Origin of the sequence: Mycobacterium sp. E2989 (genome assembly GCF_001667595.1) — a bacterium.
GTDB lineage: Bacteria > Actinomycetota > Actinomycetes > Mycobacteriales > Mycobacteriaceae > Mycobacterium.
On sequence record NZ_LZJX01000026.1, the window covers coordinates 1 to 12108 of the forward strand.

Below are 12108 nucleotides of genomic sequence, written 5' to 3' on the forward strand. Positions count from 1 at the left end.
TGGTCGACGGCTCCAGCGTGCTGATCCAGATGATGTGGGCCATGCGGGGGCTGGGCATGTGGACCGACGTGCGCGGCACCAACATGCTCGACGGCGGCGCCCCCTATTACGACACCTACGAGTGCGCCGACGGGCGTTACGTTGCCGTCGGCGCCATCGAGCCGCAGTTCTACGCGGCCATGCTGGCCGGCCTGGGCTTGGAGGCGGCGAACCTGCCGCCGCAGAACGACGTCACCCGCTGGCCCGAGTTGCGCGGGGCGCTGACGGCGGCCTTCGCCGCGCACGTCGGTCCACATGCCCAGCCCCCGCATGGCCCACATCATCTGGATCAGCACGCTGGAGCCGTCGACCATGGCGGCGTCGATCACCTGACCCTTGCCGGAGTTCTGCCGCTCCCACAGCGCGGACAGGATCCCGACGAGCAGGAACATCGAGCCGCCGCCGAAGTCACCGACGAGGTTCAACGGCGGAACCGGGCGCTCGTTCGCCCGGCCGATGGCGTGCAGGATCCCGTTGAGCGAGATGTAGTTGATGTCGTGGCCCGCCTGCTGGCTGCGGGGTCCGGTCTGCCCCCAGCCGGTCATCCGGGCATAGATCAGCCGCTCGTTGACTTCGGCGCACTGCTCCGGGCCGAGGCCGAGGCGCTCGGTGACGCCGGGCCGGAAGCCCTCGATCAACACGTCGGCTTTGGCGACGAGCCTGAGCACGGTGGCCCGCCCCTCGTCGGACTTGAGGTCGACCGTCACCACGCGCCGGTTGCGCAGCATGGCGTCCTTGGCGGCCCCGCCCGGTCCCGTGGATGGCCGATCGATGCGCACCACGTCGGCTCCCAGGTCCCCCAGGATCATCGCCGCGTGCGGGCCCGGCCCGATGCCGGCCAACTCGACGACCCGAAGTCCCTTCAGCGGTCCAGCCACGATTGCACCGACCTTTCGTCTGCCCTGACGCCCGTTGTAGTTGGCATCTTCGCAGCCGCCCCGGATCGGCCTCACTTAGGGTGAGCCCATGCCGCAATCCGCAATCGACACCCTCGCTCCCGTCGCGGGCCTTTCCGTCACGCTGTCCGACGGCGTGCTGTCGGTGACCATCGACCGGCCCGACAGCCTCAATTCGCTGACCGTGCCGGTGATTACCGGCATCGCCGACGCGATGGAACGCGCCGCCACCGATCCCGAGGTGAAGCTGGTGCGCCTCGGCGGCGCGGGCCGCGGCTTCTGTTCCGGCGCGGGCATCGGCGCCGACGACGTCTCCGGCGCCGGCATCCCGCCGGACGAGATCGTCCTCGAGATCAACCGGCTGATCCGCGCGATCGCGTCGGTGCCGCACCCGGTGGTGGCCGTGGTTCAGGGCCCGGCGGCCGGCGTCGGTGTTTCCCTGGCGCTAGCGTGCGACGTCGTATTGGCCTCGGAGAGCGCGTTTTTCATGCTCGCCTTCACCAAGATCGGCCTGATGCCCGACGGTGGCGCGTCCGCGCTGGTCGCCGCCGCGGTCGGCCGCATCCGGGCGATGCGCATGGCACTGCTGCCCGAACGCCTGCCGGCCGCCGAAGCGCTGTCCTGGGGGCTGGTGAGCGCGGTCTACCCGGCCGACGAATTCGACGCCGAGGTGGACAAGGTGATCGCGAGGCTGCTGACCGGCCCCGCCGTGGCGTTCGGCAAGACCAAGCTGGCCATCAACGCGGCCACGCTCCCCCAGCTCGATCCTGCCTTGCAACGCGAATACGAGGGGCAGGCCGTGCTGCTTCGATCGCCCGATTTCATCGAGGGCGCAACCGCTTTCCAGCAGCGGCGCGCGCCGGAGTTCACCGACCGCTGAGGCCGGCACGCTTGAGGGTGGCCCAGGCCGGTAATCCTCCCCGTCGTCGGGTCCGAATAATTGGCAGACGACGAACGGAGAATCCATGGCTGGACAGCTTCGCTGTCTCGTGACCGGGGCGACCGGCTACATCGGCGCCCGGCTCGCGCCGCGACTCCTGGACGAAGGCCACGGGGTCCGCGCCCTGGCCCGCGACCCGGCCAAGTTGGCAGACGTGCCGTGGCGGGACCGGGCCGAGGTCGCGCGCGGCGACCTCGCCGATGTCGATTCGCTGATCGCCGCGTTCGACGGCATCGACGTCGTCTACTACCTCGTCCACTCGATGGGCACCGCCAAGAATTTCGCCGACGAGGAGACGCGCGCCGTCCGTAACGTCGTGACCGCGGCGCGGCGCACCGGGGTGCGGCGCATCGTCTATCTCAGCGGGCTGCATCCCGAGGGCCGGCGGCTCTCGCCCCACCTCGAATCGCGGACGGCCGTCGGCGACGCGCTCATCGCCTCGGGCATCGAAACCGTCGTGCTGCAGGCGGGCGTCGTGGTCGGTTCGGGCTCGGCGTCGTTCGAGATGATCCGGCACCTCACCGACCGGCTGCCGGTGATGACTACCCCGAAGTGGGTGCACAACAAGATCCAGCCGATCGCGGTGCGCGACGTGCTCTACTACCTGGTCGCCGCGGCCACGGCGGCGGTGCCGTCCTCCCGCACCTGGGACGTCGGCGGACCCGACGTCCTGGAGTACGGCGACATGATGCGCATCTACGCCGACGCGGCGGGGCTGGGCAAGCGCTACCTGATCGTGCTGCCGTTTCTGACACCCACGATCGCCAGCCTCTGGGTGGGAACGGTGACGCCGATCCCGCCCGGGCTGGCGCGGCCGCTGATCGAATCGCTGGAATGCGACGCGGTCATGCGCGACCACGACGTCGACGGCATCATCGAACTACCGCCCGGCGGCCTGACCGGCTACCGCCGGGCCGTCGAACTGGCGCTGGACCGCGCCGCGCACGGCGTCCCGGAACCCTCGTGGTCGTCGTTGCAGTCCGAACCGGCGGAGGCGCTGCCGTCGGACCCGGACTGGGCGGGCGAGATCGTCTACACCGACGCGCGCACCGTCGACACCACCGCCGAACCCGGCGCCCTCTGGAAGTCGGCGGAGGGCGCCGTGACTTCGCTCCCGGGCGGCTGGCGGGTCGAGGAACGCGCGCCGGGAACCCTGCTGCGGCTGCGCTCGACCAGGCGCGCGCCCGGACGGCAATGGCTCGAGATCACGGTCACGCCGCGGGACGGCGGCGGCAGCCGCTACACCCAGCGGTCGATCTTCCTGCCGAGGGGCCTGCCGGGCCGGGCGTACTGGCTGGCCGCGCGGCCGGCCCACGCCACCGCGATGCGCGCGCTGGCCCGCGAGGTCGTCGGTTCGGACGGCGTCTAGACGCCGAACATCGGGGGCAGCACCAGGACCATGATCAGCCCCCACACCAAGTGGGTGAGCACCGGCGCCAGGACGCCGCCGGTCGCCCGGCGCTCGAACGCGCACACCGTTCCCAGGATGACCGCGGCGAAACCGAGCATCGGGTTGCCACTGGCCAGCGTCGCGACGGTGTACAGGATGGTCGAGATCACGACCGGGTGGTAGCGGCCCAGGGCCGTATAGAGCGCGCCGCGGAAGAACACTTCCTCCGCCACGCCGTTGACGAGCGTGATCGCCACGATCACCGGATACCAGCCGTGGTGGGCGTATTCCAGCACCCGGGTGATCAGCTCGGCCACCGGCGTGATCTCCCGGGCGATCAACCCGCCGACTATGAAGATCGCGCCGAGCAGCAGGCCGATAGCCGTCCCGGTGATGACCGGCCGCTGGTTGCGGCCGCGCCAGCAGATGCCGCCCAGGTGCAGCGGGCCGGAGGCGAACCCGCCGACGACCCACACCCCGGCCAACGCCAGGGTCAGCCAGTAGAAGCTCGAATCGCCCGGATGGCGGCGCAGCGAGAAGCCGAGCACCGCGGCACCCACGACCACCGTGACGGCCACGATGACCCGTCGGCGCCGCACCACCGCGGGCGACTCATGATGGGGCACAGCGACTTTGGTGAGGGCGCGCCACCACTCGGACAGCGCGCCGGTGTCGGACGGGGCGGTGGACTGGCTCATGCGGGGTGCACCTTCGGAGTCAGGGCTATCAACAGGTCGAGACCGGTTCGAAGCGCTCCGGCCACCGGGCCGGGGACCAGGCCCACCAGCCGCAGTGCCGGGCGCACGACGGGTGGGGTGAGCCGGCGCGCGACGTGGCGGATGCGGCGCGCGTCGCCCCCGGCCCACACGGGATCGGTGTTGGCCAGGTGATGGGGATCGGCCAGGGCGTTGACCGGGGACGGGCGATTCGTCTGATCGGCCAAGGCTAGGGCAATGGCTTCCTCAACGCCGAGCAACCCACCGGGCGGGTCGGGCACTCGATCGCGCAGATCGCTCTCGGACGCCACCATCGGATGGTCCAGCGATTCGACCAGATCCCCGGCGAGCCCGGGCGGCACCGGCAGCGCGACGCCGGTGATCAGCGACGCCAGCCCAGTGTCGACCCTGCCGACCGGCAACCCGGCATGCCACCGCCCGGAGATCCGCGCGTACGTCTTCAGCAGCTCGCGGTAAGAGGTGGTGTCCGGCCCGCAGATGTCGTACGCCCCCGCCGGCAGCAGGTCGGGGTCGGCCGCGGCGACGAGGTAGTGCAGCACGTCGCGGATTGAGATCGGGTCGATCGGGTTGTCCATCCAGCGCGGGATCGGCATGACCGGGAATCGGTCTCCCACGTAGCGCATCATCTCGAACGACGTAGAACCGGCGCCGATGATCATCGCGGCGCCCAGCCACACCAGCTCCGGGCCGTCCGGGACCGTCAGCGCCTCGGCCACCTCGGCGCGGCTGGTCAGGTGCTCGGACAGGACCTCGTCGGCGGGCACGAATCCGCCCAGGTAGACGATGCGCCGCACACCGGTTTCGCGGGCCGCGGCGGCTACGTTGGCGGCCGCGGCCTTGTCGGCGTCGCGAAAGCCGGGCTGACCGATGGCGTGCACCAGGTAATAGACCACCTCGACGGGGCCCGCGTCCGCGAAGGCCGCTCGGGTCGACGCGGGGTCGGCGGCGTCCAGCGTCACGGGCGTGACCTCGTCGAACCAGCCGAACCGCCTCAGGCGCTCCGGGTTTCGGGTGGCGGCCACGACGTCGTGCCCGGCCGCCAGCAGCGCCGTGACCAGCCGCGATCCGACATAGCCGGTGGCGCCGGTGACGAGGATCCGCATGTCTCCAACCTAGCCCGGCGGCGATGCACGCAAACCTGGCGGCCGCCGATCGCCGTCGTGACGCCACGGCGCTTTTCGGGCCGGATAGTCGCCATGCCGTTACGCTCGCGGGGTTGAACCCCCGCGGCGCCGGCATCGTGGACCCGGTACGGGAGTCCCGGTCAAGAGATAGTGGAGACATGTATTACCTGCTGGTCCTGGCGGTCGGCATCGAACGCGTGGCGGAACTGGTGGTGTCCAAGCGCAACGCGCAGTGGTCTTTTGCCCAGGGCGCCAAGGAGTTTGGTCGGACGCACTATCCGGTGATGGTGGTCATCCACACCGCGCTGCTGGTCGGCTGCGTTCTCGAGCCGTGGGCCCTGCACCGGCCGTTCCTGCCATGGCTGGGGTGGCCGATGCTGGCGGTGGTGGCGCTGAGCCAGGGCCTGCGCTGGTGGTGCATCGCCACGCTGGGTCGACGGTGGAACACCCGGGTGATCGTGTTGCCGCAGGCCCCGCTGGTGCGCGAGGGGCCCTACCGGTGGTTGCACCATCCGAACTATGTTGCAGTGGTGGCTGAGGGGTTGGCGCTGCCGTTGGTGCACACGGCGTGGCTGACCGCGGCCCTTTTCACCCTGGCCAACGCGGTGCTGCTGAGGGTGCGGCTGCGGGTCGAGAACTCGGCTCTGGGCTACACGTGAGCGACTACGACACCGACCTGTTGATCGTCGGCGGCGGGCCGGGGGGCCTGGCCACGGCGTTACACGCTCGCCGACACGGACTTTCGGTGATCGTCGCCGACCCGCGGGAGGGTCCCATCGACAAGGCGTGCGGCGAGGGCCTGATGCCCGGTGGGCTCGCCGAGCTGACGTCACTCGGGGTCGACCCGGCCGGCATGCCGTTTCACGGCATCGCCTACGTCGACGAACGCCGCCGCGCGCAGGCGCGGTTCCGCAGCGGGCCCGGCCGGGGCGTGCGCCGCACCACGCTGCACGCTGCGCTGGCCGCGCGCGCTAAAGAGCAAGACGCCGAATGGATTCGGGCACGGGTGACCGGTGTGCAACAGGACGCTCACGGGGTGACGGCCGCGGGAGTGCGCGCGAAATGGTTGGTGGCCGCCGACGGGCTGCACTCACCGCTGAGGCGGGCCGTCGGAATCACGGCGACGGCCGGAAAGCCGCGACGCTATGGCGTGCGCTGGCATTTCCGCGTGCCGGCGTGGTCGGAATTCGTCGAGGTGCACTGGTCGCGCTGGGGCGAGGCGTACGTGACACCGATCGAGCCGGATCTGGTGGGGGTCGCGATCCTGTCGGGGGGCCGGCCCGACCTGGCCTGGTTCCCCGAGCTCGCCGGGCAGCTGGCGGGCGCCGCGCGCGGCGAAGCGCGCGGCTGCGGCCCGTTGCGGCAGGTGGTCTCGCGCCGGGTCGCGGGGCGGGTGCTGCTGGTCGGCGACGCGGCCGGCTACGAGGACGCGTTGACCGGCGAGGGCATCAGCCTGGCCGTCAAGCAGGCGGCCGCGGCCGTCGCCGCCATCGTCGAGGAGAACCCGTCGTCGTATGAGGCTGCGTGGCAACGGATTACCCGCAACTACCGCCTGCTCACCCGGGCCCTGGTGCTGGCCAGCGTCCCACCGGCGACGCGCCGCGCCATCGTGCCGGCGTGCACCCTGCTGCCCGGCGTGTTTCGGCGCGGGGTGAACGTCCTGGCGAGCTAGCTGTACTAGCGCGCCTTCCAGACCGGCTCGCGCTTCTCGGCGAACGCCAGCGGACCCTCTTTGGCGTCTTCCGACCGGATCAGCACGCGCATCTCATCCATGGTGCGCCGCCAGCCCGCCTCCTCGTCGGTGACGACGCCGTTGTCGACCCCGGTGGCGATGCGCTTGCTGGCCTGCACCGACAGCGGCGCGTTGACCGTCACCCGCGCGGCCAGCGCCAGGGCGGCCTCGAGCACCGAGCCCTCCTTGACGACCTGGTTGATCAGGCCCCATTCGAAGGCGTCCTCGGCGGTGATCGGCTCGCCGGTCAGTAACAGCTCCATTCCCACCTTGCGCGGCAGTTGCTGCACGATCCGGAATACCCCGCCGGCGGCCGCGACCAGTCCGCGCTTGACCTCCGGCAGGCCGAACTTGGCCCGCTCGTCGGCCACCACCAGGTCGCTGGCCAGCGCCAGTTCGGTGCCCCCGCCCAGCGCCGTGCCGTTGACCGCCGCGATGGTGGGCTTGTCGATGAAGTGGTGCACGTAACCGGCGAAGCCCCACTCGCCATGGTCGGGGTGGTAGAGGTTCTCCCGGCGGGAGATCGCCTTGAGGTCGGCGCCGGCGCAAAACGACTTGTCGCCGGCGCCGGTGATCACCACGGCCCGCACCTCCGGGTCGTGCTGCGCCTCGTCGAGCGCGTCGCCCACGCCGATGCTGACGGCACCATTGACCGCGTTGCGGGCCTCGGGCCGGTTGATGGTGATCACCATGACGTTGCCGCGGCGCTCGACCAACACTGCCGGCGCCTCGGCGTCGGTCACAACAGCTCCACGATGGTGGCGTTGGCCTGGCCACCACCCTCGCACATCGTCTGCAGACCGTAGCGAATTCCCTTGTCCCGCATGTGATGCAGCAGCGTGGTCATGATCCGCGCGCCGGAACCGCCCAGCGGGTGACCCAGTGCGATGGCCCCACCGTTCGGGTTCAGCTTCTTCTCGTCGGCGCCAATGTCTTTCAGCCAGGCCAGCGGGACCGGGGCGAACGCCTCGTTGACCTCGTAGGCGCCGATGTCGCCGATGGACAGGCCGGAGCGCTTCAGCACCTTCTGGGTGGCCGGGATGGGCGCGGTCAGCATGATCACCGGGTCGGCGCCGGCCAGGGTCGCGGTGTGCACCTTCGCAATCGGCTTGAGGCCCAGCTCTTTCGCCTTCTCGGCCGACATGAACAGGATCGCGGCCGAACCGTCGGAGATCTGCGACGAGTTCCCGGCGTGAATCACCCCGTCCTCCTTGAACGCCGGCTTCAGCGACGCCATCTTTTCCATCGGGGTGCCGCGGCGGATACCCTCATCCTTGAGCACCACATTGCCCTCAGAGTCCTTGATGCCCACTATCTGGTCGTCGAAAGCGCCCGAATCCTGTGCGGCCGCGGCCTTTTCGTGCGAGCCCAGCGAGAACTCGTCGAGCGCGGTGCGGTCGAAACCCCACTGCTCGGCGATCATCTCCGCGCCGATGCCCTGGTTGGGGATCCGCCCCTGGTAGCGGTCCAGGAAGGTCTGCGGGTAGGGCCGCCCGCCGTTGGCCAGCGACGAACCCATCGGGGTGCGCGACATCGACTCCACCCCGCCGGCCACCACGACGTCGTAGTGCCCGGCCACCACGCCGGCCGCCGCGAAGTGAATGGACTGCTGGCTCGAGCCGCACTGGCGGTCGACGGTCACCCCCGGGACGCTCTCCGGCCAGCCGGCCGCCAGCAGGGCGGTGCGGCCGATGTCGAGGGCCTGCTCACCGGCCTGCATGACGCAGCCCCAGATGACGTCGTCCACGAGCTCGGGATCGACGCCCGCCCTTTCCACCAACCCGTTGAGCACCTGCGCGGACAGGTCGGCCGGGTGCACCCCGGAAAGGCCGCCGTTGCGCTTGCCGATCGGTGAGCGCACTGCCTCGACGATGACGGCTTCAGCCATGGTTGTGTCTCCTTTGACGCTAGAACCTCGGGTATCGGTGAAAGTGAGCCTTGCGTCGATTGTCAACCAACGCGTTGGGAGGTCGCGGGCGGGGGTGGTTTTGGGCGATCAGATGGCCTTCCGATTGCCAGCTCTTCGGCACCCCGTCATGTGCGGTTCAACTTTCCGCGAGCCTCGGCGACGTAGGGTGCCCCGGGTGAGCACCCCTTCACCCGGCCCAGGCTGGTGGCTGGCTTCGGACGGCAATTGGTATCCCCAGCAATGGGAGAGCACGTTCGTCTCCTACACGAACGAATCCCTGCAGGCGGTGCTGGACGAGGCGAACCGCCTCACGCAGGCCTACGGCCAACAGGGTTGGGAGATCGTGGGGTCGTCGGTGCAACGCACCCAGGTTGCCCGCGGCTTCAAGGACTACGACAAGGGCGGGGACCACTACTTCGAGTGGAGCATCGTCTGCACCCTGAAACGGCCGGTCGCGCCGCGCTGATCGCACAAGCACCGAGATTGCCGCCGCGGTCGCGATCGAGCCAAAACCGCGACCGTGACGGCAATCTCGTGCAGCGAGCCTCAGCCGGCGGGGTATCCGACCGATTTGATCTCGGTGTACTGGTCGAAACCGGCTACACCGTTCTGGCGTCCCACGCCGCTGTACTTGTAGCCACCGAACGGGGTATCGGCGCCGTACGGCGCGCCGCCGTTGACGCCCATGAAGCCGGCCCGGATCCGCCGGGCCACAGCCAGCGAGTGCTCCAGCGAGCCCGACATCACGTTGCCCGCCAGTCCGTACTTGCTGTCGTTGGCGATCCGGATCGCGTCCTCCTCGTCGTCGAACGGGATGACGGCCAGCACCGGCCCGAAGATCTCCTCCTGGGCGATTGTCATGGAGTTGTCCACGTCGACGAAAAGCGTTGGCCGCACGAAGTATCCCTTGTCGAAACCGGTGGGCGCGTCGGGTCCGCCGACGAGCGCCGTCGCGCCCTCCTCGACGCCCTTGCGGATGTAGCCCATCACGCGATCGCGTTGTACCTCCGAAATCACCGGGCCGCACAGCGTTCCCGCGTCCTGCGGGTCGCCGCACGTGACGTTCTCGTAGATGCTCTTCAGAATCTCCACGCCCTCGTCGTAGCGGGACCGCGGCAACAGCATCCGGGTGGGATTCGCGCAGCCCTGGCCGGCGTGCATGCACGGTGCGATGCCGATGGCGCACGCCATGCCGAAGTCGGCGTCCTCGAGCACGATGGTGGCCGACTTGCCGCCCAGCTCCAGGAACAGCCGCTTCATGGTGGCCGCGCCCTTTTCCATGATCCGCTGCCCGACCACGGTCGACCCGGTGAACGAGATCAGGTCGACCTTCGGCGACAACGTAAGCTCTTCGCCCACAAAGTGATCCGATGCGGTGACGACGCTCACGACGCCCGCGGGGATGTCGGTCTTCTCCGCGATCAGCCGGCCCAGGCGGGTGGCGTTGAACGGGGTGTTCGGGGCCGGCTTGAGCACCACGGTGTTACCGGTCGCCAGCGCCTGGCCGAGCTTGTTGATGGTGACCTCGAACGGGAAGTTCCACGGCACGATCGCGCCGACCACCCCGACCGGCTCGCGCCACACCTTGCGGCTGGTGAGCGTGCCGGTGAGGCTGATGACCTTGTCACCCAGGTCGGTCTCCCAGGCGTACTCGTCGATCAACCGGGCGGGGTAGCGCAGCCCGTCTTCCAGTGGGGCGTCCAGCTGCGGCCCGAACGTGATGGCCCGCGGCGAACCGACCTCGAGGATGAGCTCCTCGCGCAGCTCTTCCTTCTCCGATTCGATCGCCTCGTGCAGCTGCAGCAGGCAGCGCTTGCGCAGCTCGCGGTTCGTCGACCAATCGGTCTCGTCGAACGCGCGCCGGGCGGCGTCGATCGCCCGGTGCATGTCCTCCTTGGAGGCGTCGGCGACCTCCCCGAGCGGCTCCTCGGTGGCCGGGTTGATGTTGGTGAAGGTGCCGGACTGCCCGTCGACGAGCTTGCCGTCGATCATCATCTTCGGCTCGAAGCGGACCTTTACAGCCTCAGTCATATCTGTCACTCTCTTCTGGATCGTGGAGGGGCTACAGAGAGCCTTACCGGAAACTAGCCGATTGGCAAGCTGCTACCGCTGCCGGGCTGGCTATTGGGGGTCGAACAGCACCGGCACCGAGGTCGGCGAGCGGAAAACCTGGCCCCGAATGTGCGGGTCGTCGGCGTCGGGGTCCAGCCGCAGGTTGGGCAGCCGGTCGAGCAACAGGTTGATGGCGGTGCGCATCTCCAACCGCGCCAGGTGCATGCCGAGGCATACGTGCACGCCGTGCCCCCAGCCCAGGTGCGCCCGGGGCGAGCGGAAGATGTCGAACGCGTCCGGGTCCGGGTAGCGGTCTTCCTGCCGGTTGGCGGAGCCCAGCATCGGCATCACCGTCGACCCGGCCGGGATCGGCACCCCGCCGAGTTCGGTGTCGCGGGTCGCGACCCGGGTGATGGTCAGCAGCGGCGGTTCCCAGCGCACCCCCTCCTCGATGGCCTGCGGCAACAGCGACCGGTCCGCGCGGATGGCGTCCAGTTGCGCGGGATCCGACAGCAGCGCCAGCAGCAGGCTGCCCAACGACCGGTACGTGGTCTCCACCCCGGCGGGCAGCAGTAAGCGCAGGAAGGAGTAGATCTCCTCGTCGTCGAGCTTCTCCCCGTCGATCTCCGCCTGGGCCAGGGCGCTGATCAGGTCGTCCTTCGGTTCGGCGCGGCGGGCCGCCAGGATCGGCGCGAAGTAGTCACACAGCGCGGCCGACGCGGCAAGGCCGCGTTCGGGATTCAGGATCCAGCTCAGCAACGAGATGGACCACCGCTGAAACTGCGGGTAGTCCTCCTCCGGCAGGCCCAGCAGGCCCGCGATGATCTGGCTCGGGTAGTCGAAAGTGAACTCCCTGACCAGGTCGGCCTTGCCGTTCGCCGCGAACTTGTCGATCAGGCTGTTGCCCACCCGGCCGACCAACTCGTCTTCCCACCGCGCCAAGGCCTTCTGCGAGAAGGCCTTTGACACCAGCGACCGCAACCGGCCGTGCACCGGCTCGTCCATGCCCAGCATGACGCGCTCCCCCAGCACCGGGCCGAACGCGGCGATGACCGCCGCCGACGAGAACGTCTCGTTGTCGCGCAGCATCTGCTGGGCTTCCTCGTGGCGGTACACGATGAAGACCGGTTTGGATTCCTCGTGCGGCATGCCGGAGGTGTCCAGCCGCTGAATGGGTTCCTCGCGGCGCAGCCGCGCCAGTTCCGTGTACGGGTCGCGCACGTCGCCGGAGACGGCGTCGTCGAAGGCGCCGAAGTCTTCCAGGTCGTCGAATAGCTGTTCCATGCCTA

11 protein-coding genes and 2 pseudogenes are annotated in these 12108 nt (G+C 69.6%); 6 read left to right on the top strand and 7 right to left on the bottom strand.

From position 1 onward, the window contains the following. Positions 1-83 precede the first annotated feature (83 nt). Positions 84-224, top strand: a pseudogene (locus A5680_RS26195) (CoA transferase); the annotation flags it as partial. Positions 225-275: 51 nt separating this feature from the next. Here A5680_RS26195 and A5680_RS06245 read toward each other — a convergent pair. Further along, positions 276-917, bottom strand: a pseudogene (locus A5680_RS06245) (CaiB/BaiF CoA transferase family protein); the annotation flags it as partial. A gap of 88 nt (positions 918-1005) precedes the next feature. On the opposite strand from A5680_RS06245, the gene A5680_RS06250 reads away from it, so the two are divergent. Then, entirely contained in the window at positions 1006-1815 is an 810-nt protein-coding gene (locus A5680_RS06250) for an enoyl-CoA hydratase (RefSeq protein ID WP_055398870.1), read from the top strand. Positions 1816-1900: 85 nt separating this feature from the next. Beyond that, positions 1901-3244 carry a DUF2867 domain-containing protein gene (locus A5680_RS06255; RefSeq protein WP_067817355.1) on the top strand — a complete coding sequence of 448 codons (1344 nt, stop codon included), beginning with the start codon at positions 1901-1903 and terminating at the stop codon, positions 3242-3244. On the opposite strand, the gene A5680_RS06260 is transcribed toward A5680_RS06255, so the two are convergent. Together A5680_RS06260 and A5680_RS06265 are read right to left on the bottom strand one after the other, a co-directional pair. Continuing rightward, entirely contained in the window at positions 3241-3963 is a 723-nt protein-coding gene (locus A5680_RS06260; RefSeq protein WP_055398874.1) for a CPBP family intramembrane glutamic endopeptidase, read from the bottom strand. The genes A5680_RS06255 and A5680_RS06260 overlap by 4 nt on opposite strands. Then, positions 3960-5105 (bottom strand): NAD(P)H-binding protein, encoded by a 1146-nt coding sequence (locus A5680_RS06265; protein WP_055398876.1) that lies wholly within the window; start codon positions 5103-5105, stop codon positions 3960-3962. Before A5680_RS06265 ends, A5680_RS06260 begins: the two co-directional genes overlap by 4 nt. A 179-nt stretch (positions 5106-5284) precedes the next feature. On the opposite strand from A5680_RS06265, the gene A5680_RS06270 reads away from it, so the two are divergent. Beyond that, positions 5285-5785, top strand: coding sequence for an isoprenylcysteine carboxyl methyltransferase family protein (locus A5680_RS06270; protein ID WP_055398878.1), 501 nt, complete (start codon positions 5285-5287; stop codon positions 5783-5785). Beyond that, entirely contained in the window at positions 5782-6798 is a 1017-nt protein-coding gene (locus A5680_RS06275; RefSeq protein WP_067817358.1) for an NAD(P)/FAD-dependent oxidoreductase, read from the top strand. Before A5680_RS06270 ends, A5680_RS06275 begins: the two co-directional genes overlap by 4 nt. Before the next feature lie 5 nt (positions 6799-6803). On the opposite strand, the gene A5680_RS06280 is transcribed toward A5680_RS06275, so the two are convergent. Continuing rightward, positions 6804-7550, bottom strand: coding sequence for a crotonase/enoyl-CoA hydratase family protein (locus A5680_RS06280; protein ID WP_055398957.1), 747 nt, complete (start codon positions 7548-7550; stop codon positions 6804-6806). 47 nt (positions 7551-7597) lie between these two features. Beyond that, a complete protein-coding gene (locus A5680_RS06285; protein ID WP_055398882.1) occupies positions 7598-8746 on the bottom strand; it encodes a thiolase family protein in 1149 nt (382 codons plus the stop codon). Between the two features lie 196 nt (positions 8747-8942). Between A5680_RS06285 and A5680_RS06290 the strand changes: the two genes are divergently transcribed. Continuing rightward, positions 8943-9233: a hypothetical protein gene (locus A5680_RS06290; RefSeq protein WP_067817361.1), complete on the top strand. Its 291-nt coding sequence runs from the start codon at positions 8943-8945 to the stop codon at positions 9231-9233. Between the two features lie 80 nt (positions 9234-9313). Here A5680_RS06290 and A5680_RS06295 read toward each other — a convergent pair whose 3' ends face one another. Both A5680_RS06295 and A5680_RS06300 read right to left on the bottom strand, forming a co-directional pair. After that, positions 9314-10798 (bottom strand): aldehyde dehydrogenase family protein, encoded by a 1485-nt coding sequence (locus A5680_RS06295; RefSeq protein WP_055398887.1) that lies wholly within the window; start codon positions 10796-10798, stop codon positions 9314-9316. A gap of 90 nt (positions 10799-10888) precedes the next feature. Beyond that, the gene (locus A5680_RS06300; protein WP_055398889.1) at positions 10889-12103 is read right to left on the bottom strand and encodes a cytochrome P450; all 1215 of its coding nucleotides are present in this window, start codon (positions 12101-12103) and stop codon (positions 10889-10891) included. Between the last annotated feature and the right edge of the window lie 5 nt (positions 12104-12108).

What these genes read in the sequence shown, in the direction of transcription:
- A5680_RS06250 (WP_055398870.1), top strand. Translation starts at nt 1,006, where the DNA reads ATGCCGCAATCCGCAATCGACACCCTCGCTCCCGTCGCGGGCCTTTCC.
- A5680_RS06255 (WP_067817355.1), top strand. Translation starts at nt 1,901, where the DNA reads ATGGCTGGACAGCTTCGCTGTCTCGTGACCGGGGCGACCGGCTACATC.
- A5680_RS06260 (WP_055398874.1), bottom strand. Translation starts at nt 3,963, where the DNA reads ATGAGCCAGTCCACCGCCCCGTCCGACACCGGCGCGCTGTCCGAGTGG.
- A5680_RS06265 (WP_055398876.1), bottom strand. Translation starts at nt 5,105, where the DNA reads ATGCGGATCCTCGTCACCGGCGCCACCGGCTATGTCGGATCGCGGCTG.
- A5680_RS06270 (WP_055398878.1), top strand. Translation starts at nt 5,285, where the DNA reads ATGTATTACCTGCTGGTCCTGGCGGTCGGCATCGAACGCGTGGCGGAA.
- A5680_RS06280 (WP_055398957.1), bottom strand. Translation starts at nt 7,550, where the DNA reads ATGGTGATCACCATCAACCGGCCCGAGGCCCGCAACGCGGTCAATGGT.
- A5680_RS06285 (WP_055398882.1), bottom strand. Translation starts at nt 8,746, where the DNA reads ATGGCTGAAGCCGTCATCGTCGAGGCAGTGCGCTCACCGATCGGCAAG.
- A5680_RS06295 (WP_055398887.1), bottom strand. Translation starts at nt 10,798, where the DNA reads ATGACTGAGGCTGTAAAGGTCCGCTTCGAGCCGAAGATGATGATCGAC.
- A5680_RS06300 (WP_055398889.1), bottom strand. Translation starts at nt 12,103, where the DNA reads ATGGAACAGCTATTCGACGACCTGGAAGACTTCGGCGCCTTCGACGAC.